The 21692-nt window shown below is 38.7% G+C and carries 21 protein-coding genes; 15 read left to right on the top strand and 6 right to left on the bottom strand.

The window, feature by feature from the left end; all coding sequences use genetic code 11:
- Positions 1-4: 4 nt before the first annotated feature.
- From prmA to HW271_RS01220, 4 genes are all read left to right on the top strand, one after another.
- Positions 5-955 (top strand): 50S ribosomal protein L11 methyltransferase, encoded by a 951-nt coding sequence (gene prmA / locus HW271_RS01205; protein ID WP_178894552.1) that lies wholly within the window; start codon positions 5-7, stop codon positions 953-955.
- Between the two features lies 1 nt (position 956).
- Positions 957-1703, top strand: coding sequence for a 16S rRNA (uracil(1498)-N(3))-methyltransferase (locus tag HW271_RS01210; RefSeq protein ID WP_178894553.1), 747 nt, complete (start codon positions 957-959; stop codon positions 1701-1703).
- Positions 1704-1836: 133 nt separating this feature from the next.
- Positions 1837-6183, top strand: coding sequence for a DUF4011 domain-containing protein (locus tag HW271_RS01215; protein ID WP_178894554.1), 4347 nt, complete (start codon positions 1837-1839; stop codon positions 6181-6183).
- A 412-nt stretch (positions 6184-6595) separates the two neighbouring features.
- Positions 6596-7264 carry an MIP/aquaporin family protein gene (locus tag HW271_RS01220; RefSeq protein ID WP_178894555.1) on the top strand — a complete coding sequence of 223 codons (669 nt, stop codon included), beginning with the start codon at positions 6596-6598 and terminating at the stop codon, positions 7262-7264.
- Between the two features lie 89 nt (positions 7265-7353).
- Here the strand turns inward: HW271_RS01220 and trxA are convergent, their stop codons facing one another.
- The 3 genes from trxA to HW271_RS01235 all read right to left on the bottom strand — a co-directional run bounded on the left by trxA (position 7354) and on the right by HW271_RS01235 (position 8379).
- The gene (trxA, locus tag HW271_RS01225; RefSeq protein WP_001029584.1) at positions 7354-7668 is read right to left on the bottom strand and encodes a thioredoxin; all 315 of its coding nucleotides are present in this window, start codon (positions 7666-7668) and stop codon (positions 7354-7356) included.
- 14 nt (positions 7669-7682) lie between these two features.
- The gene (locus HW271_RS01230) at positions 7683-7904 is read right to left on the bottom strand and encodes a DUF4649 family protein (RefSeq protein ID WP_178894556.1); all 222 of its coding nucleotides are present in this window, start codon (positions 7902-7904) and stop codon (positions 7683-7685) included.
- Between the two features lie 94 nt (positions 7905-7998).
- Positions 7999-8379: a MarR family winged helix-turn-helix transcriptional regulator gene (locus HW271_RS01235; RefSeq protein ID WP_178894557.1), complete on the bottom strand. Its 381-nt coding sequence runs from the start codon at positions 8377-8379 to the stop codon at positions 7999-8001.
- Between the two features lie 181 nt (positions 8380-8560).
- Between HW271_RS01235 and HW271_RS01240 the strand changes: the two genes are divergently transcribed.
- Together HW271_RS01240 and HW271_RS01245 are read left to right on the top strand one after the other, a co-directional pair.
- The gene (locus HW271_RS01240) at positions 8561-8935 is read left to right on the top strand and encodes a CidA/LrgA family protein (RefSeq protein ID WP_178894558.1); all 375 of its coding nucleotides are present in this window, start codon (positions 8561-8563) and stop codon (positions 8933-8935) included.
- On the top strand, positions 8932-9627 hold the full coding sequence (locus HW271_RS01245) for an LrgB family protein (protein WP_178894559.1): 696 nt from the start codon (positions 8932-8934) through the stop codon (positions 9625-9627). Before HW271_RS01240 ends, HW271_RS01245 begins: the two co-directional genes overlap by 4 nt.
- A 69-nt stretch (positions 9628-9696) precedes the next feature.
- On the opposite strand, the gene HW271_RS01250 is transcribed toward HW271_RS01245, so the two are convergent.
- From HW271_RS01250 to HW271_RS01260, 3 genes are read right to left on the bottom strand one after another with little or no spacing between them, the layout of a single operon-like run.
- On the bottom strand, positions 9697-10428 hold the full coding sequence (locus tag HW271_RS01250) for a hypothetical protein (protein WP_178894560.1): 732 nt from the start codon (positions 10426-10428) through the stop codon (positions 9697-9699).
- A gap of 15 nt (positions 10429-10443) precedes the next feature.
- A complete protein-coding gene (locus tag HW271_RS01255; RefSeq protein ID WP_178894561.1) occupies positions 10444-11139 on the bottom strand; it encodes an ABC transporter ATP-binding protein in 696 nt (231 codons plus the stop codon).
- 3 nt (positions 11140-11142) lie between these two features.
- Positions 11143-11508: a GntR family transcriptional regulator gene (locus tag HW271_RS01260; protein WP_006149409.1), complete on the bottom strand. Its 366-nt coding sequence runs from the start codon at positions 11506-11508 to the stop codon at positions 11143-11145.
- A gap of 142 nt (positions 11509-11650) precedes the next feature.
- Between HW271_RS01260 and nrdR the strand changes: the two genes are divergently transcribed.
- From nrdR to HW271_RS01305, 9 genes are all read left to right on the top strand, one after another.
- Positions 11651-12124 (top strand): transcriptional regulator NrdR, encoded by a 474-nt coding sequence (gene nrdR / locus HW271_RS01265; protein ID WP_004250782.1) that lies wholly within the window; start codon positions 11651-11653, stop codon positions 12122-12124.
- Positions 12125-13294, top strand: a complete 1170-nt coding sequence (locus HW271_RS01270) for a DNA helicase (RefSeq protein WP_178894562.1) — start codon at positions 12125-12127, stop codon at positions 13292-13294.
- Positions 13295-14191: a primosomal protein DnaI gene (gene dnaI, locus HW271_RS01275; protein WP_178894563.1), complete on the top strand. Its 897-nt coding sequence runs from the start codon at positions 13295-13297 to the stop codon at positions 14189-14191. It abuts the gene before it with no gap.
- Positions 14188-14901: an NADPH-dependent oxidoreductase gene (locus tag HW271_RS01280; RefSeq protein ID WP_178894564.1), complete on the top strand. Its 714-nt coding sequence runs from the start codon at positions 14188-14190 to the stop codon at positions 14899-14901. The genes dnaI and HW271_RS01280 overlap by 4 nt, the downstream gene beginning before the upstream one ends.
- Before the next feature lie 13 nt (positions 14902-14914).
- Positions 14915-16225, top strand: a complete 1311-nt coding sequence (gene der / locus HW271_RS01285) for a ribosome biogenesis GTPase Der (RefSeq protein WP_004250788.1) — start codon at positions 14915-14917, stop codon at positions 16223-16225.
- A 190-nt stretch (positions 16226-16415) separates the two neighbouring features.
- Positions 16416-17255: a YgcG family protein gene (locus tag HW271_RS01290; protein ID WP_178894565.1), complete on the top strand. Its 840-nt coding sequence runs from the start codon at positions 16416-16418 to the stop codon at positions 17253-17255.
- A gap of 38 nt (positions 17256-17293) precedes the next feature.
- Positions 17294-17887 carry a LemA family protein gene (locus HW271_RS01295; protein ID WP_178894566.1) on the top strand — a complete coding sequence of 198 codons (594 nt, stop codon included), beginning with the start codon at positions 17294-17296 and terminating at the stop codon, positions 17885-17887.
- Between the two features lie 178 nt (positions 17888-18065).
- On the top strand, positions 18066-20579 hold the full coding sequence (gene secA, locus HW271_RS01300) for a preprotein translocase subunit SecA (protein WP_178894567.1): 2514 nt from the start codon (positions 18066-18068) through the stop codon (positions 20577-20579).
- Positions 20580-20659: 80 nt separating this feature from the next.
- Complete coding sequence (locus HW271_RS01305; RefSeq protein ID WP_178894568.1) at positions 20660-21691, top strand: 3-deoxy-7-phosphoheptulonate synthase; 1032 nt, start codon at positions 20660-20662, stop codon at positions 21689-21691.
- Position 21692: the final 1 nt, after the last annotated feature.

Here is a 21692-nt window from a genome sequence, read left to right on the forward strand (position 1 = left end):
CAAAATGGAAACATGGCAAGAGTTAAAAGTAACAGTGAAACGTGAGGGGGAGGAATTAGTTTCCAATCTTTTGATTGAACTAGGTGCCCAAGGTGTTGCGATTGAAGACAGCATGGACTATGTGGGAAATGTGGACCGCTTCGGTGAAATTTTCCCAGAGGTCGAGCAACAAGAAGAAATTGTGGTGACCGCCTACTATCCTGATACGGTTGATGTAGCGACAGTGGAGACTGATTTGCAGGCTCGTCTGGCAGAATTGACCGACTTTATGGATCTGGGTGAGGTTAAGATTGGCACGACAGCCTTGGCTGAGGAAGACTGGGCTGACAACTGGAAGAAATACTATGAACCAGCTCGCATCACTCATGACTTGACTATCGTGCCGTCATGGACAGACTACGAGGCGACTGCTGGAGAAAAGATTATCAAACTAGATCCAGGGATGGCCTTTGGGACAGGAACTCACCCAACGACCAAGATGAGTCTTTTTGCCTTGGAGCAGGTTCTTCGCGGTGGGGAAACGGTGCTAGATGTAGGGACAGGTTCAGGCGTCCTTTCTATTGCTAGCTCGCTTCTGGGTGCCAAGGAAATCTTCGCCTATGACTTGGATGATGTGGCGGTTCGCGTCGCTCAGGAAAATATTGAGCTCAACCCGAGCATGGAAAACATCCATGTAGCCCCAGGAGATTTGCTTAAGGGTGTGGAGATTGAGGCAGATGTCATCGTTGCTAATATCTTGGCGGATATCCTCATTCATCTGACGGATGATGCCTATCGTTTGGTCAAGGACGAAGGTTACCTGATCATGAGTGGCATTATCAAGGACAAGTGGAATATGGTACGTGAATCAGCAGAAGCAGCTGGATTTTTCCTTGAAACCCACATGATTCAAGGGGAATGGAATGCCTGCGTCTTCAAGAAAACCAAAGATATCCCTGGTGTGATTGGAGGCTAACATGCAGCAGTATTTTGTAAAAGGCTTGCCTGTCTCGCCTGTCACCATTGAGGACAAAGAGACTAGCAAGCACATGTTTCAGGTCATGCGCCTGAAAGAAGACGATGAGGTGACTCTAGTCTTTGATGATGGGATTAAGCGCTTGGCGCGCGTGGTCAATGTAGAGGCACGTCAGTTGGAGCTGATTGAGGAATTAGTAGACAATGTGGAACTGCCAGTCCAAGTGACCATCGCATCAGGTTTTCCCAAGGGGGACAAGCTGGAGTTCATCACTCAAAAAGTGACAGAGCTCGGAGCTAGTCAAATCTGGGCCTTCCCTGCCGATTGGTCAGTTTCCAAATGGGATGGCAAGAAATTGGGCAAAAAGGTTGAGAAGTTAGAAAAAATCGCCCTCGGAGCAGCAGAACAAAGTAAGCGAAACCTTGTCCCAAGTATCACTCTTTTTGAAAAAAAGTCTGACTTTCTAGCCCAACTGGACCAGTTTGACCGCATTGTGGTAGCCTATGAAGAGTCAGCAAAAGAAGGAGAATCAGCTGCTCTTATCCAGGCTATTACTAGTCTTGAAAAAGGAGCTAAACTGCTCTTTATCTTTGGACCAGAAGGAGGTCTTTCACCTGCAGAAGTTGAAAGCTTCCAGGCTAAAGGAGCAGTCCTTGCAGGACTTGGGCCTCGTATTCTAAGAACAGAAACAGCACCACTTTATGCCTTGGGAGCAGTTAGTGTTATTCTAGAGTTAGTTAGAAAATGAATACTTGATAATTTTTCTATATTTCATTTCTAATTTTTAAAAAATTCATTAATAAAAATTTGGAAATATCTATAGGTAATTATGTTTAAATAACATTACTAATTAAATTTATAATTGGAGATTATTAGGAATTATGGAAGAAGTAAAAACTACAGGAATTTTTGAACAGAAATTTGACCTATGGAATAAAAAATTATTAGATTTATCAAGAAGAAATAGACTGTTAAATTATAAAGTTCGTAAAGCGGGAACATATAAACCAGACGGTGATATAGAAGAGTTATTTGATAAATTGGTAAATGGGAATGGTTTTGTTTTTAAAGATAGTAGTAATTCTCAAGAAGATGAATTTATCAGAAGTCGAAATAGGAAACTTGAATATATACGAAAACAAATTAAAGAAGCAGAAGACGAGCTTGGGTTTAATATAGGTTATGCAGCTTTCGGTATGCTAGAGTGGGGAGAGTCAAACTATTTTGATAAAAAACTAGAATCTCCTCTTGTTTTAGTTCCTATAAAGATTGTACGTGAAAACTTATCTTCTCCTATAGAGATTACCATTAAAAATGATGAAGATATTGTTGTTAATCCAGTAATAAGCAAAAAGCTTTTTGATGATTTTGGTGTAATTATTGATAGTTATTATGATTTTTCTCATATAAGAGATGCTTTAGACTATTTTAAACGACAAATTTCAGATTTCGATTGGACTATAAATGAAACTATTGTCATTGATACTTTCAATTTTCAAAATTTAGTTATTCAAAAAGATTTAGAAAGAAATAAAGATAATCTTCGTAATAATCCTTTTATAAAAGCAATATCAGGAGAACAAACTGATGAAGTTGATCAACTCTTTGAAGGTTATAACAAAGAGATTAATCTAAGAAAAGAACCTTCCATTAGTAGGTTACAGATACTGGATGCAGATTCAAGTCAACAAGAAGCAATTAGTAGGGCGAGGAGAGGAGACAGTTTTGTTCTTCAAGGACCACCAGGGACAGGGAAATCTCAAACAATAACAAATATTATTGCTGAACAACTAGGAATGGGAAGAAAGGTTCTATTTGTTTCAGAGAAGCAGGCGGCTTTAGATGTTGTATATAAGAAATTACAGCATCAAGGTCTATCAGATTTTGTACTTACTCTGCATAATACGAAACAAAAGAAGGGAGAAATAAGAAATCAGTTACAGAGTGCGTTATTACTTTCTGAAAAATCCTATAAATTTAAAGATGAAAATTTATACTTGTATTCAAGACTTGATGAAGAAGTGAGAGATTTAGACGATTACGTTGACATTTTACATGATGCTAATAATAAAACTCAATCAATTTATTATTTACAAGGCAAGCTATCATCAGTAATAACAGCAGATGATTTACTGTTTGAAGTAGATGAATCGATTCTGGATCTTAGCCATAATGAGATGGATCAGCTTTTGCAAATAATAACGAAATTTGCTAAGTCATATATCACGGATTCCACAAGATATAATAATAATTCATGGAAGAACTATGAAGGAGAGCTTTCGTTCACAAAAATTACAGAATTATCTACGTTATGTAAGGATATAATTGAATTAAGAAATCTTAGTTTAAATCTGAATCAGAGAATTTCTTGTATAGTTTCAAACTCATTTAATTCAACAGAAATGAGAGCGGGTTTTCATCTGTTGCAAAAATTAATGATTGAAAAGAATGGAAGTTTTTCATCAAGGTGGATTACATTAAATCTAGAAGATATAAGGTTAGATATTCTAGAATTAACAAAGTTATTAAATCAACAACAGAATTTGATAATATCTAAAAATGATAATGAAAATGAAATTCGAGAAATTTTTGACGAAGAATTCTTAAGAACAGAAAATATAGAACAACTTTTAAAGGTGTTTAAGTATGAGTATAATTCGCCCTTCAAGAGATTATTTTCAACAACTTACAAAGAAATTTTTAGAAAAAATAAATTATTAACTAAAGAATTAAAATTAGATTATGAACAATTAATTTATAACTTCGAAAAACTTTTAAAAATTAAATCAAGTGATATTGAATTGGATAGTTTGTATATCAAAATTAATGAAATTAAAAATAGAATTAATGAAAAATTAGGTAAATCATATAATTATACAGACGAGATGATTAATAACATTTTAAACGGAGTTTCATGGTTACTTGAAATTAAACAGGCTTTTTATAAAGATGATAAGTGGATTATAGCAGTTGAAGAACTACAGGAATTAATTGCCGGAGAAAAAGATGTTAATTGGTTAGAATTGGAAAAATTAGTTAGTTCATTTCTAGATAATGAGCATAGAATGGATGTTTCATTACAGGAGTTTTATAAATTATTTCCGTCAATCAACAGAAATATTGATGATATTATTTATTTTATACAAGATTTAGATTTTTCTAAACGAGATGAATTTTTTGCTTACAAAAAGATTAAAAACGAACTTTTGGATACATATAAATTATCAGATTTTATTTCAAAACTTGAAAGACAACCAATTTTATCACATTTGATTTATCCAATATTTTTAAAAAGATACTTAATGCTTGTTCTTGAAAAAAATCCTAATTATAAGAAAATTAGTCAGTTGTCCTCAAAAGAGATAGCTGAGCGTATTGAAAATTTTAAATCTCATGATAAATCTACTTTTTCAATGGCTAGAGATAGAATATTTAAGTATTTGGTGGATAGATTACCAAGTGTAAATGATAGTATTCGTATTTCTGGTGGTGAAATTGCAGTTTTAAAAAAAGAAATTGCTAAAAAAGTTAGATTGATGTCAACCAGAAAACTTATTCAAAGTTTACCAAATTTATTACCTAGGTTAAAGCCTTGTATTATGATGTCTCCATTGACCGTAAGTACCTACTTTTCTTCAATTGACAATTGGCAATTTGATTTAGTTATATTCGACGAAGCATCTCAAGTTAAGACAGAATATGCAGTTGCAGCTATAAGTAGAGGAAAACAAATTATTGTAGCTGGAGATAGTAAACAAATGCCGCCAACATCATTTTTTGATTCCTCTAACGACGAAGGAGATTTGAAGGATGACGAAATTGATATTGAAGATATGGAATCTATATTAGATGAACTTAGTGTAAAAATACCTGAAACATATTTAAATTGGCATTATCGTAGTAAAGATGAATCATTGATTGCTTTTTCTAATAAAAAATTTTATAACAATAGACTATATACATTTCCAACTGACAATTCTGATATTCATAGCAATGTTCAGTTTACATTTATACCAGACGGGGTATGGGAATCGAAATTTGGAAATTCTATTGAAGCAGATAAAGTTATTGAAGTAATCAAAAACATTGCAATAAATTGTCCAAATAAATCTGTAGGTGTAGTTGCCTTTGGAATGAGTCAAGCACGAGTTATAGAAGATAAGTTATTCAAATTTAGAGAGGAAAATCCAGAATTAGAAGCATTTTTTGATGAATCGAAGCATGAATCATTCTTTGTTAAGAACCTCGAGAATGTTCAAGGAGATGAAAGAGATATAGTTATTTTAAGTGTTGGATATGGTAAAAATCCAGATGGTAAACTTAGAATGAATTTTGGACCTTTGACAAAGTCTGGAGGAGAGCGAAGATTAAACGTTGCTGTATCTAGAGCTAGGGAAACTATGCATGTTATTTCTAGTATTAGAGGAGTAGATATTCCGATAGAAGAAACTACAAATGAAAATAGAATTATTTTTAGAGATTTTCTAGAATTTGCGGAGAAGGGGATCCCGGCCTTACTTGGCTATGAAGAGCATGAAGAACAAAAATCTCCAGAATTTGATTCCGATTTTGAAGAAAATGTATATAATTTTTTAGTGACTAAAGGGTATAAAGTTCACACACAAGTAGGAGCTTCAGGATATAGAATAGATATGGCTATTATACATCCTAATATACCTGGGAGATATGTATTAGCTATAGAATGTGATGGTGCAGCCTATCATTCTTCGAAAACTGCTCGGGATCGTGATCGTTTACGTCAGGAAATTTTAGAGTCTAAAGGTTGGAATTTTTATAGGATATGGTCAACTTCTTGGATTCACGATAATGTCAATGAGAAGAATAAGTTAGTAAATGCCATTGAAAAATTAATAGAAAATTATTCTATGTTGTCAGATGATGTTGTGATAGAAAATGAAGAAACAATACCTTCTAATCTCATAACTGTTACTGATTCTAAAGTTGGAAATAATCTTCCAAGATATAATGGAGATGTTTATGACTTTGAAGAAAATTTATATGAATTATCTAATATTATTATGTTAGTTGCATCTAGATTTGTTGGCTATAATGTAAAGGATTTGATGCGCTATATTAATAAAGAGGTATTTGGGAAACTTCGTCTTACTCAAGGCTATATAGATGTTTACAGTTCGGCCTTTAGATTACTAATAGCCCATGATAGAATTGTGATTAAAGGAGGAATAATAGAATCAGTTACAAGATAAGCATGGTGCTAATAACTATAATCCAGAAGGTATAGGAAGGTATAGTATTAAAGATTGTGTAGAAAGAGGAAGAGGAAGGTTATTTTAGAATGGTGCTTTTAGGATTGTTAATTATCATTATATTTGGCTTAGCTGTGGCTATTTTAAAAAATGCAGTTGAAGGTCGTGATGTTAGATTTGAACTTGCAGTAGAATTAGTATTGATAGTTATTTACTTCATTCTATATCTGATTGTATTTAATTAAGAATTCTAGGTTTAAATAGTATAAAGCCATCTTCGGATGGCTTTTTAATGTAGATAACCTGTCTGAAAGCTTGACTTTGTATCCTGGTATATTTTCCAAGCACTTTTCTTGAAACCCTTTCCTTCTTCTGATAGACTAATACATAGTTTGAAAAAAGGAGACTTAACATGAAAAAATTTGTTGCTGAATTAATCGGTACTTTTATGCTTGTGTTCATCGGAACAGGAGCTGTTGTTTTTGGAAATGGTGTTGAAGGACTTGGACACCTTGGAATTGCTCTTGCTTTTGGTTTAGCAATCGTAGTCGCAGCCTTCTCAATTGGAACTGTTTCAGGTGCTCACTTGAACCCAGCTGTTTCTATCGCTATGTTTGTTAACAAACGTTTGTCATCTTCAGAACTTGTAAACTACATCATTGGTCAAGTAGTTGGTGCTTTCCTTGCATCTGGAGCTGTATTCTTCCTCTTGGCAAATTCAGGTATGTCAACTGCAAGCCTTGGTGAAAATGCCTTGGCAAATGGAGTAACTGTATTTGGTGGTTTCTTGTTTGAAACAATCGCAACTTTCTTGTTTGTTTTGGTTATCATGACTGTGACTTCAGCAAGCAAAGGTAATGGCGCTATTGCTGGTTTGGTGATCGGTTTGTCATTGACTGCTTTGATTCTTGTTGGATTGAATATTACTGGCCTTTCAGTAAACCCAGCTCGTAGCTTGGCTCCTGCTGTATTGGTAGGTGGCGCAGCCCTTCAACAAGTTTGGATTTTCATCCTTGCACCAATCGTTGGTGGAGTTCTTGCAGCTCTTGTTGCTAAAAACTTCCTTGGAACTGAAGAATAATTGAAACTCAAAAAACCTACTCTTCATACAGGAGAGTAGGTTTTTTATATATTAAAATCCCCCACGATAAGAGGTGAGGGATTTTATAATTAACTCAATTCAGCAACGATTGCTTTGATTTGTTCTGCAGTGTGGACACCTGCAACTTGTTTGACAACTTGGCCATCTTTCTTGAAGAGTAGAGTAGGGATAGACATGATACCAAATGAACGAGCTGTATTTGGGTTTTCATCAACGTCCATTTTAACGATTTTCAAGACATCTTCTGAAAGTTCTTCAGATAATTTGTCCAAGATTGGACCTTGCATACGACATGGACCACACCAAGTTGCCCAGAAGTCTACCAAGACCAATCCGTCTTTTGTTTCTTGTTCAAATGTTGCATCTGTAATTGCTTTTGCCATAGTATTTCTCCTTTTTAGTTATATTGGCTTAAATCTTGTTTCATGAGATAGAAGAAAACATCTCCATAAGTCCCATGGTAGTCCAGAACATGGCCCTTGTAGGTTAGTTTTTGGACAGGGTAATAGTCTGCGACACCAATCAGGCAGGCATGTTGAGAACGTTCAAATTCTTCGTATGAATCGAAGGTCATTGTTCTCTCTTGCTTGCTGGCATCCAGATAAGTGATTTCAATCATAGGATTCTCCTTTGCTAAATCATGTCTTCATTTTACTCCTTGGAAAAAGAAATGTCAATAAAATTGATTGCGCACGCAAGTTTTTTTGAAAAATTTAGAACAACCAGTCTGCTTTTGTTTCAAGACTTTCTTCGACTGCTTTTTGTAGATAAGCAAGAGTCGTCTGGCCCTCACTAGTGAGGCAGATAAAACTGGCTCGCTTATCCTGGTCACAACATCTCCGACTCAGTAAAGCACAGTTTTTGGTTTCTAGGCGTGCCACCATCCGTGAGACAGCACTTGGGCTCAGATGGAGTTTGTCAGGCAGGTCGATCTGTCTCAAAGATTTTTCTTGAGCCTGATTTAAAAAGTGCAAGAGGTAGAATTCTTTGAGCGTTAGACTTTGTTCGCTTTGCTCAGCGATCGTTTGCTCTAAAATAGCTTCTAATTCTACTTGTCGGCGGTTGAAGTCAAACCACTTATCTAAGTAAGTCACATCAATCTCCTTTCCTATATAATAGTTGTAAATAGCTTTATAGATCTAAGATGCTTGCGCACGCAATTAGTATACAACTTTTTAGATGAGATAGCAAGAAGGATGTTTCTTGTGTATTTCCTTGAAATTTTCTGAAAAAGTAGTAAACTGGTATGCAGAAAGTCTATTTGTGGAGTAAACGATGAAGTTATATGTTCAGTTAATGATTCTCTTTGTCATTTCACTGATTGGTGAGGGAATCTCTATCTTTTTCCATTTGCCTATCCCTGGAAGCATTATTGGTTTGATTATTTTATTTTTAGCCTTGCAGTTCAAGTGGTTGCGGGTACGTCATGTCAACATGGTTGGGAATTTTCTCCTGGCTAATATGACTATTCTATTTTTGCCTCCTGCAGTTGGGATTATGGAGAAATTTGATGTGATTGCTCCCTATTTATTGCCCATTGTCTTGATTGTCTTTTTTGCAGCAGTTATCAATATTATCTTGATTGCGTTGGTCGTTCAGTTTATCAAAAAGCGTTATGAAGGTGATTACGAAGAAAGAGGTGCCAAATGAGCGAATTTGTATCCAATCCACTTTTTGGGATAGCCTTGTCTATCCTGGCCTATCTCGGGGGCATGATTATCTTTAGACGATATCCTCATCCTCTGACGACTCCCTTGCTGCTAGCAACCTTGTTTATCATCGCTTTTCTGAAATTGACTGGTATTTCTTACGCTGCCTATTATCAAGGTGGGGTTTATCTGAATAACTTGATTGTACCTTCGACAGTAGCACTCGGGATTCCTCTCTATAAAAGTTTTCACCTCATGAAGCACCATGTTAGAAGTATTTTACTTGGGAGTTTTTTAGCAGTCATTGTGAATACCATTTTTACAGCTTTAGTTGCAAAATTTTTCGGTATGGATTTCTTCTTGGCGATTTCGCTTTTCCCAAAGTCTGTAACGACGGCCATGGCAGTTGGAATTACGGATAAGCTACAAGGGATAGCGACAATCACTTTGGTAGTTGTGGTAGCAACTGGGATTTTGACCAGCGTTATTGGACCAACACTTTTAAAATGGCTAAAAATAGACGACCCAGTAGCTGTTGGTCTTGCTCTTGGAGGAACGGGTCACGCAGTTGGGACTGGGACAGCTTTTCGCTATGGAGCTGTTGCGGGGGCTATGGGTGGCCTGGCTATCGGTGTCACCGGTATTCTCTACGTATTTGTCAGTCCCATCGTAGCAGGTTTGATATTGAGCTAAAAAATAATAATGTTATATTTCTTTGTGTAAAAAGAAGCCCCTAGCTTTATTTGCTAGGGGATTCATTCATTATTGTAAGTTTACTTTGTTCTTTAAGATATAGTAGGTGCCGAGATAGAAGCCGACGCTAAGGATTAAGTCCTTGAAAATTTCAAAGGATAATACCCAATTGTAGTCGAAATCGATGCGAAGATTTAGAGTGATAAAACCAAGGACTATTTGGATAGCGATGTAGGCGACAACCGCAAGAGCTGTACGGTATTCATTAAAGAGTTGACCGATAGAGATAGAAAAGTAGATACAAAGGATACTTGCAAGAGTGTTAACGATATAGGAAATCAAGGCTAACCAGAAATCATCTTGATAATTTTTGAGAATAAACTCGGCAAAGTTGGATATTAAGACGTCTGGTTGAATCATGGATATGATGATGTAAAGACTAAAAAGAAAGACCAGTGTACTTGTCAAAGACCAAACAAAGGCTCCAAGGAGTTTAGAGGAAAGAATCTGGTGTTCAGATACTGGAAGGGTTAGTGTTAGATAGCCACGACGATCATATACGCTTCCTTTAAATCGTTGAATAATCAAGATCAAGGTTGAGATACCCAAAGTAATAACCAGACCCCCAAAAACCAGAGATAGAAAGACTAACATGACAACGCCCTTGTCTTGATAATAGGTGCTTGAGAGGGTACTGCCCTGAATTCCTATAATGACAGATAGGGATAGTACAGCAGCGTAGAGGGCTAAAAACCATTTGTTGACATTTTTAAATTCATAACGAACTAAATTCCAAAACATAAGAATCTCCTTTATCTAGGCTTTGAATTCGTGACGGAAGAGCTGGTCGATAGACTCTCCTGATTCGTAGCGAATATCATCCACATTTCCTTGACGGACAACTTTTCCATCCTTGAGGAAGACAATCTCATCCAATATTGGTTCGATGTCTGAAATCAAGTGAGTTGAAATCAAGACAGTCGAAGTTGGAGAGTAGTTGTTGATGATGGTGTTCAAGATATAGTCACGAGCTGCAGGATCGACTCCTCCGATAGGTTCGTCAAGGATGTATAGACGAGCATCACGACTCATGACAAGGATCAACTGAACTTTTTCTTTATTCCCTTTTGAGAGTTTCTTGAAACGGCTATTCTCATCGATACCAAGGTCACGAAGAAGACCTTGAGCACGTTCGAGATTGAAATCTTTATAGAAGGTCTTGAAAAAGGTAAGAGCTTCTTTGACTTTCATCTGTTCGTTGAGATAGGTCGTATCAGGTAGATAAGAAACGATAGCCTTAGTTGCTGGGCTTGGTTCCATATCGTTGATAAGAATGCGCCCACCATCAGGTTGTAACAAGCCATTGATTAGTTTAATCAAGGTTGTCTTTCCAGAACCGTTTGGGCCAAGGAGTCCAACAATCTTTCCGGCTGGGATTTCAAGGGAAACATTTTGAAGAGCAGGGCTTGCTCCATAGAATTTTGAAACATTTTCAAATGTTAACAAGGTCATAGTCTAAACTCCTTCAATATAATCTCTCAAAACAGTTGGTAGTTCTTCTTTTTCATAGCCAAATTCTACCATGCCTGTTACAAATTGCTGCAGTTGTTCTTCAGATAGTTGCTTACGGGATTGGAGGATTAGGTCCAAGTCCTCGGTGACAAAACGACCTGCAGTCCGCTTGGTGTATACGAAGCCTTCTCTTTCTAGATCTGATAGGGCACGTTGGATGGTATTAGGATTGACGCCAGCCTCGCTAGCCAGTTCTCTGACAGTTGGCAGTTGTTGGTTGGGTTCTAGTTTATGGGAAACGATTTGCAGTTTGATTTTATCCATTATCTGCAAATAAATGGGTTTGTTGTTATCAAATGTCCAGGACATCACAGTCTCCTTTCTACAATTTCTTTTTGTATCACTTAAATAATACAACTAAACAAAAAACTTGTCAAGCTAAAAGGAGAATTATTTTGGGAATTGCTTAAAAAATGATATAATGAAAAGAAAACGACAAGGAGGGGAAGGCATGCGTTGTCCAAAATGTGGCGCTACTAAATCAAGTGTTATCGATAGCCGTCAGGCTGAAGAAGGAAATACGATTAGAAGAAGACGTGAGTGTGAAGAATGTCAGCATCGTTTTACGACCTATGAACGTGTAGAAGAGAGAACGCTGGTTGTGGTCAAGAAGGATGGTACACGGGAGCAGTTCTCCAGAGATAAAATCTTTAACGGGATTATTCGTTCGGCTCAAAAACGTCCGGTGTCTAGTGATGAGATTGGCATGGTAGTCAATCGTATCGAACAAAAACTCCTCAGTCGCAATGATAATGAAATTCAGAGCGAAGATATTGGTTCGCTCGTCATGGAAGAGTTAGCTGAACTCGACGAAATCACATATGTTCGTTTCGCTAGTGTCTATCGTAGCTTTAAGGACGTGAGTGAGCTCGAAAATCTTCTCAAACAAATTACGCAATCTTCAAAGAAGAAAAAGGAAAAATAAATGAAGCCTAATGATCGTTTTTCTTTTCTAAAGAATAATCGGGTGTCGCAAGATCCCACAACTTTGGTGCAGTGCTACCTCCCGATTATCGGTCAGGATGCGCTGAGTCTTTACCTTTATACCTTAGCTTTTTGGGATGATGGACAAAAAGAACACCTGTTTGCAGCTATTCTCAACCATCTCAATTTTGGGATGGACAGGCTTTTAAAAGCCTTTAAAATCTTATCAGCCTTCAACCTGATTACCCTCTATCAAAAGGGTGACGTCTATGAACTTGCTATTCATCCAACGCTTTCTGGCTCAGATTTCTTGCGTCATACGGTTTATCGTACCTTATTGGAGAAAAAAATCGGTGAACCAGCAGTTTCTGATTTGCGCCAAGAGCAGGCAGATGGAGAGCCTTTGGCCGTTCCTTTGAGTCAGGCCTTTCCAGAGATAGAAGAATTGGCTAGTCATGATGAGACACCAGTAAAAGCTGATTTTAAAAATGATTTTGATTTGGAGCATTTTCGTCAGCTCATGGCGAGAGATAATCTCCGTTTCCAAGATGAACAGTCAGATGTCTTGGAGTTGTTTAAAATTGCTGATGAGAAAAAATGGACCTGGTTTGAGACTTATCAATTGGCCAAATCAACAGCAGTTTCACAAGTTGTTTCTGTCAAGCGCATGCGTGAAAAATTAGCGCAAAAACCAGTTTCGTCGGATTTTAGTCCTCAAGAAGCGACCATTATCCGAGAAGCTAAAAGTAAAACGGCCCTAGAATTTTTAGCGGGAATCAAACAAACCCGAAATGCTGGAATTATCCAAGCCGAACGCGATTTGCTAAAACAGATGGCAGACCTAGGCTTGCTTGATGAAGTTATCAATGTCGTTATACTATTGACCTTCAACAAGGTTGATTCGGCCAATCTCAATGAAAAATATGCCATGAAAGTGGCCAATGATTACTCTTATAACAAGATTCGTTCTGCTGAAGAGGCAGTACTTAGGATTCGAGAGAAAAATCAAAAAGGGCAGGCGCAGAAATCAGCTAAGACAGCTCCAGTGAAAAACAATGTCCCTAAATGGAGCAATCCAGAATATAGGAATGAGACAAGCGAAGAAACTCGTTTGGAATTAGAGCGTAAGAAAAAAGAAATGTTAGCCCGATTAGAAAAAGGAGGAGACTAGATGGAAAGTGTAGGAGACGTGCTAAAAGGTCAGCCGAGCCGTTTTCAGTATCAGGATTTAGTCCAGCAAATCGTGAAAGATCCTGACGTTGCGACTTTTATCCAGAAGAAATCCCTCAGTCAAGAGGAATTGAATCGTAGTATCTCTAAGTTCAACCAATATATCACCGAGCGTGATAAGTTCCTTCGCGGAGATACAGACTATGTGGCGCGAGGTTATAAGCCGATTCTTGTCATGAATCATGGATATGCAGATGTCGCTTATGAAGAGACTCCAGAACTAATCGCTGCAGAAAAAGAAGCTGCTATTAAAAACCGCCTAAGACTGATCAATCTACCAGCTAGTCTTAAAAAAGCTAGTTTAGCCCAAGTTGATTTGGATGATTTAGGACGTCTACCAGTCTTTGAAAAACTATTAGGTTTTGTTGAAGATTTTCCTAGCATACGAAAAGGTCTTTATCTTTATGGAGACTTTGGTGTAGGAAAGAGCTTTATGGTCGCTGCCCTAGCACATGACTTGTCAGAAAAACGTGGTGTTTCATCAACTCTTCTCCATTATCCGAGCTTTGTTATTGATGTCAAAAATGCTATTGGTGATGGAAATGTTAAGACTTTGGTGGATGAGATTAAGCAAGCTGAAGTTTTGATTTTGGATGATATTGGTGCTGAACAATCAACACCGTGGGTCCGTGATGAAATCTTGCAAGTGATTCTTCAGTATCGTATGCAGGAAGATTTACCGACCTTTTTCACTTCCAACTTCAATTTTGAAGATTTGGAAAAACATTTTGCAAAAGGCAAGAACGGAAATGATGAAACTTGGGAAGCTAGACGTGTCATGGAGCGTATCCGTTATTTAGCAGAGGAAACAAGATTAGAAGGAGAAAATCGTCGATGACAGAAACGATTAAATTAATGCAAAGCCACTCATCAGTGCGCAGATTTAAGGAGCAAGAGATTCCTCAAGAGGACTTGAATGAGATTTTAAAGGCTGCCCAAATGGCTTCAACTTGGAAAAATTTCCAATCTTATTCAGTGATTTTAGTAAGAAGTCAAGAGAAGAAAGATGCTCTGTATGAACTAGTTCCTCAGGAAGCTATTCGTCAATCAGCAGCATTCTTGCTCTTTGTTGGTGATTTAAACCGTGCAGAAAAAGGAGCTCGTCTCCATACAGATACTTTCCAACCACAAGGTGTGGAAGGTCTCTTGATTACATCTGTGGATGCTGCACTTGCTGGGCAAAATACCTTGCTGGCTGCAGAGAGTCTAGGTTACGGTGGGGTAATTATTGGATTGGTGCGTTACAAATCTGCTGAGTTAGCAGAATTGTTCAAGCTTCCTGACTATACTTATCCTGTTTTTGGGATTGCACTGGGTGTACCTAACCAAAAACATGACGTGAAACCAAGATTGCCACTCGAGCAAGTTGTTTTTGAGGAAGAATACCAAGAACAAACAGCTGAGGCTATTGAAGCTTATGACCGTGTGCAGACTGAATACGCAGGAGCGCGTGCGACTACCACTTGGAGTCAGCGTCTTGCGGAGCAATTCGGTCAGCCTGAACCAAGCTCGACTAGAGAAAATCTTGAACAAAAGAACTTATTGTAGAAAGTGAGAAAACATGGCCTTACCAACTGTTGCCATTGTAGGACGTCCCAATGTTGGGAAATCAACCCTGTTTAACCGTATTGCAGGGGAACGCATCTCAATCGTAGAAGATGTCGAAGGAGTAACACGAGACCGTATCTATGCTACTGGTGAGTGGCTCAACCGTTCTTTTAGTATGATTGATACTGGAGGGATTGACGATGTTGATGCTCCATTTATGGAACAAATCAAGCACCAGGCAGAGATTGCCATGGAAGAGGCAGACGTCATCGTCTTTGTCGTTTCTGGAAAAGAAGGAATCACAGATGCAGACGAATACGTAGCTCGTAAACTCTATAAGACTCATAAACCGGTCATCCTTGCAGTCAACAAGGTGGACAATCCAGAGATGCGAAATGATATCTATGATTTTTATGCACTAGGCTTGGGTGAACCACTGCCAATTTCATCTGTACACGGGATTGGTACAGGGGATGTATTGGACGCTATCGTCGAAAATCTCCCACACGAAGTCGAAGATGAAAATCCAGATGTCATTAAATTCAGCTTGATTGGTCGCCCAAATGTCGGAAAATCTAGCTTGATCAATGCCATTTTGGGAGAAGATCGCGTCATTGCCAGTCCCGTTGCTGGTACAACTCGTGATGCCATTGATACGCATTTTACAGATGCTGACGGCCAAGAATTTACCATGATTGATACAGCTGGTATGCGTAAGTCTGGTAAAGTCTATGAAAATACAGAGAAATACTCAGTTATGCGTGCCATGCGTGCTATTGACCGTTCAGATGTAGTTTTGATGGTGCTCAATGCCGAAGAAGGCATCCGTGAGTACGATAAGCGTATCGCAGGATTTGCCCACGAAGCTGGTAAAGGGATGATCATCGTAGTTAACAAGTGGGATACACTTGAAAAAGATAATCATACTATGAAAAACTGGGAAGAGGATATCCGTGAGCAGTTCCAATATCTGCCTTATGCACCGATTATCTTTGTTTCGGCTTTGACCAAGCAACGTCTTCACAAGTTGCCTGAAATGATCAAACAAATCAGCGAGAGTCAAAATACCCGTATCCCATCAGCAGTTTTGAATGATGTGATTATGGATGCTATTGCCATCAACCCGACACCGACAGACAAAGGGAAACGCCTCAAAATCTTCTATGCGACTCAAGTTGCAACCAAACCACCGACCTTTGTTATCTTTGTGAATGAAGAAGAACTTATGCACTTCTCTTACTTGCGTTTCTTGGAAAATCAAATCCGCAAGGCCTTTGTCTTTGAAGGAACACCAATCCATCTGATTGCAAGAAAACGGAAATAAGATGATAAAAAAGAGGGCATTTAGTCTTCTTTTTTTATCGATAAGTTCAAGATTGTAGAGCTACATTTGTCATCAAATTAACATCATTTTCCTGGTCCTTGTCACGGTTTTGTAATGGAAACGTACTTTCTTTGTAAGATTCAAAATGCTATAATGCTCTAAACAATTTTCCTTGCATAAGGAGGTTATTATGAAAAAAGATAGATTGTTAAAGAATCCATTCTTAGTGCGTCTACTTGGATTGCTGATGGCATTTTTCTTCCTATCAGCATTCACTGCACCTGAAAAACCAGACTACGGTATTTATGACCCAAATCATTATTTGACAGAGGAAGTAGTTACTCAGATTCGTGATTTGAATGAAGCCAATAGTCAAAAGGCAGAAAAGCTTCAAATAGGTGTCTATATCGTAGACAATCTGGAAGGAGAAAGCATTGAAACGGTAGCAAATGAAACCGCTAGGGCTTGGAAGATTGGCTATTCAGGCGATGATTTTGGAAGCCTCATTGTAGTAGCTGTCCAAGACCGTAAATCAAGAATTGAAACCAGTAATAACACCGCCATTAGGATAACAGATTATCAAACCAAGCAGATCTTGGCAGCCAGCCGTACAGATTTTAAAAATGGGGACTATAGTAAGGGAATTCTAGCGATTGCCAAAGGCTTGGACAATCAGTTTTATAGAGGAAGTGGAACATTTCCATCTGATGAATCCTCTGAAATCAAACGTTATTCTGATAGCATCAGTGGGAAAAAATCGAGTCGCAATAGTAGCTCGTCCAGTCGTCGTAAGAACAGTGCCCCTATGGACAATGTGTTCGGAGTCGGGATAATCATTTATTTCATTATCGTATTTATAGCCATTATTAGAGGCGGCGGAGGTGGCCGAGGAGGAGATTCCTCTGATGGAGGATGGTGGTTTAGTGACTCTTCCGACTCAGGTTCATCTTGGTCCGACTCAGGATCAGACTCCTCTAGTAGCTGGGACGGCGGAGGCTTCGATGGCGGAGGCTCATCCGATGATTGGTAATGTTCGTGTATAAATTAAGGAAATAAGTAGGTTTAGATATGAAAAATAAAGGAATTATTTATGTGTTGGGCATTTTGCTGGCTATTATCTTACTTGGCGGTTGCTCAGTAGTAGGCACTTATAACGATCTTGTCTCAGAACAAACCAAGGTCGAACAAGCACAGGCAGATGTAGCGACAGCCCTTCAACGTCGTTCAGACTTGATAGGAAATTTGGTAGAGTCTGTAAAGGGACAGATGAACCATGAGACAGAAGTCTTTACCCAAATCGCAGAAGCACGAGCAAAAATTGGCACCGGATCAGTGACTTCAAAAGAGAACCAAGAAGCTCAAGGAGAGTTGAGCTCGGCTATCTCACGTTTGATTTCGCTAACAGAAAACTATCCAGAATTGAAGAGCAATCAAAACGTTGAACAACTCATGACGGAGTTGGCTGGAAGTGAAAACCGTATCTTTGTAGCTCGCAAGGATTACAACAAAGTGGCAACAGAATACAATCAAAAATTAAGAAGCTTCCCAGCAGTTCTTTTCGCTAACATGATGAACTTTAAAGAGGCAGAAACCTTTAAAGAAAGCGAAGAAGCCAAGACAGCTCCAAAGGTTGATTTTAGCACTTCTACAACTAAAGAATAGGCTTGAAATTTCTAAAAGAAAATCAATGATTAGCAATAGTTTGAACATTTACAAAAAAAGGCTCTCAATGAGCTTTTTTAGCTTGTATAAACACGGATTCTTTCTTGAAAAAGCTGGGCAAATATGCTACAATAAAAAGAACATTCTAAAATATTCAGAATTTAAAGTAAGGAAAAAAATGGCAAATTTATTAAAAACAATCATCGAAAATGATAAAGGGGAACTCCGCCGCTTAGAAAAGATGGCTGATAAAGTCCTCAAATACGCAGATGAAATGGCTGCTTTGACAGACGAGCAGTTGCAAGCTAAGACAGAAGAATTTAAGCAACGTTATCAAAATGGTGAAACGCTTGATCAACTCTTGTACGAAGCCTTTGCGGTTGTACGTGAGGGAGCTAAGCGTGTTCTTGGACTCTTCCCATACAAGGTTCAGGTTATGGGTGGTATCGTTCTTCACCACGGTGACGTTCCAGAAATGCGTACAGGGGAAGGGAAAACCTTGACAGCGACAATGCCTGTTTACCTAAATGCTCTTTCAGGTAAAGGTGTACACGTAGTTACCGTCAACGAATACCTTACAGAACGTGACGCGACTGAGATGGGTGAGTTGTACTCATGGCTTGGTTTGTCAGTTGGGATTAACCTAGCTGCAAAATCTCCAATGGAGAAAAAAGAAGCTTATCTCTGTGACATTACGTATTCAACAAACTCAGAAATTGGTTTCGACTATCTTCGTGATAACATGGTGGTTCGTGCGGAGAACATGGTTCAACGCCCACTTAACTATGCCTTGGTCGATGAGGTTGACTCTATCTTGATCGACGAAGCTCGTACACCATTGATCGTTTCAGGAGCTAATGCAGTTGAAACAAGTCAACTCTACCACATGGCTGACCATTTTGTGAAGTCTTTGGATAAAGATGACTACATCATTGATATTCAGTCTAAGACAATCGGTTTGTCTGACTCAGGTATTGACAAGGCTGAAAGCTACTTCAAACTAGAAAACCTTTATGATATCGAAAATGTGGCTTTGACTCACTTTATCGACAACGCCCTTCGTGCCAACTACATCATGATTCTTGATATTGACTATGTGGTCAGCGAAGAACAAGAAATCTTGATTGTCGACCAATTTACAGGTCGTACCATGGAAGGTCGTCGTTACTCTGATGGTTTGCACCAAGCGATTGAAGCTAAAGAAGGTGTGCCAATCCAAGATGAAACCAAGACATCAGCATCGATTACCTACCAAAACCTTTTCCGTATGTATAAAAAATTGGCAGGTATGACTGGTACTGGTAAAACAGAAGAAGAAGAATTCCGCGAAATCTACAACATCCGTGTTATTCCAATTCCTACTAACCGTCCGATCCAACGTATCGACCATTCAGACCTTCTTTACGCTAGTCTCGATGCAAAATTCAAGGCTGTCGTTGAAGATGTTAAGGCGCGTTACCAAAAAGGTCAGCCTGTCTTGGTAGGTACTGTTGCCGTTGAAACCAGTGATTTTCTTTCTAAAAAATTGGTTGAAGCAGGCGTACCTCACGAAGTATTGAATGCTAAGAACCACTACAGAGAAGCGCAAATCATCATGAATGCTGGTCAACGTGGTGCTATCACTATCGCAACCAACATGGCCGGTCGTGGTACCGATATTAAGCTTGGTGAAGGTGTTCGTGAGCTTGGTGGACTTTGTGTTATCGGTACAGAGCGTCATGAGAGCCGTCGTATCGATAATCAGCTTCGTGGACGTTCAGGTCGTCAAGGTGACCCAGGTGAGTCACAATTCTACTTGTCGCTTGAAGATGATTTGATGAAACGTTTTGGTTCAGAACGTTTGAAAGGTGTCTTTGAACGTCTTAATATGTCTGACGAAGCCATCGAATCTCGTATGTTGACACGTCAGGTCGAAGCAGCGCAAAAACGTGTTGAAGGAAACAACTACGATACTCGTAAACAAGTCCTTCAATATGACGATGTCATGCGTGAACAACGTGAGATTATCTACGCGCAACGTTATGATGTCATCACTGCAGATCGTGACTTGGCTCCTGAGATTCATGCTATGATTCGTCGTACGATTGGACGTATTGTAGATGGCCATGCTCGTTCTAAACAAGATGAAAAACTCGAAGCAATCTTGAACTTTGCGAAGTACAATTTGCTTCCAGAAGATTCAATTTCACTTTCAGACCTAGAAGGTTTATCAGACCAAGCTATCAAGGATGAATTATACCAACGTGCATTGAAAGTCTACGATAGCCAAGTTGCTAAACTTCGTGACGAAGAAGCAGTGAAAGAATTCCAGAAAGTCTTGATTCTACGTGTTGTAGATAACAAGTGGACTGACCATATCGATGCCCTTGATCAGTTGAGAAATGCTGTTGGTCTTCGTGGTTATGCACAAAACAACCCTGTCGTGGAATATCAAGCGGAAGGCTTCCGTATGTTTAATGATATGATTGGTTCGATTGAGTTTGATGTGACTCGCTTGATGATGAAAGCACAAATTCATGAACAAGAACGACCACAAACCGAACATCATATTAGTACGACAGCAACTCGAAATATTGCTGCGCAACAAACAAGTCTTCCAGCTGATTTGGACCTCAGTCAAGTAAAACGTAATGACTTATGCCCATGTGGATCTGGTAAGAAATTTAAAAACTGTCACGGTAAACGACGTTAAGAATGACTAATTTTCAGGCGGATGCCTAGTGAAAAGTGAATTTTCGCTTGGCGTCCGTTTGCTTTATAAGGAGATGGATAATGGTATTTACAGCAAAAAGCCCTAAAATTAATATTGATGAAGTTCGTAGTTTATCTAAACTAGAAGGACAAGTACTTGCGAACAAACTCCAACGTGATCAAGAGCTTGAAGCAATTATTCGTGGGGAAGACCAACGCATCTTGTTAGTGATTGGTCCTTGCTCGTCTGACAATGAAGAGGCAGTTCTTGAGTATGCCAAGCGTTTGTCAAAACTTCAGGAAGAAGTCAAAGACCGCGTCTTTATGGTCATGCGCGTCTATACTGCTAAACCACGTACTAACGGTGACGGATATAAGGGCTTGATTCACCAACCAAATGCCAAAGAAGCACCTAGCCTCATCAATGGGATCAAGGCAGTTCGTCATTTGCACTACCGTGTTATTTCTGAAACAGGAATGACAACAGCAGATGAGATGTTGTACCCAGAGAACCTTCCTTTGGTAGATGATTTGATTTCTTACATGGCAGTTGGAGCCCGTTCGGTTGAAGACCAACAACACCGTTTTGTAGCTAGTGGAGCAGATTTTGCAACAGGTTTTAAAAATCCAACCTCTGGAAATCTCAATGTTATGTTCAACGGTATTTATGCGGCTCAAAACAAGCAGAGTTTCCTTTTCTTAGGGAAAGAAGTCGAAACTACTGGAAATCCTTTATCGCATGCTATTCTCCGTGGAGCTCTTAACGAGTACGGGAAAAACATTCCAAACTACTACTACGATAATTTGATGGATACTATTGCTCAGTATGAAAAGATGGGCCTTGAAAATCCATTCATTATTATTGATACCAACCATGATAACTCAGGTAAACAGTATATGGAGCAGATTCGTATCGTTCGTCAGACTCTGATTAACCGTGATTGGAATGAAAAGATTAAAAAATATGTCCGTGGTTTCATGGTTGAGTCTTATCTAGAAGACGGTCGTCAAAATGAACCAGAAGTCTTTGGAAAATCTATCACCGATCCATGTCTAGGATGGGAAAATACTGAAGCTCTTGTTCGCGAAATCTACCAAAGACTAGGAGACTAAT

This window comes from Streptococcus sp. oral taxon 061, from assembly GCF_013394695.1.
Lineage (GTDB): Bacteria > Bacillota > Bacilli > Lactobacillales > Streptococcaceae > Streptococcus.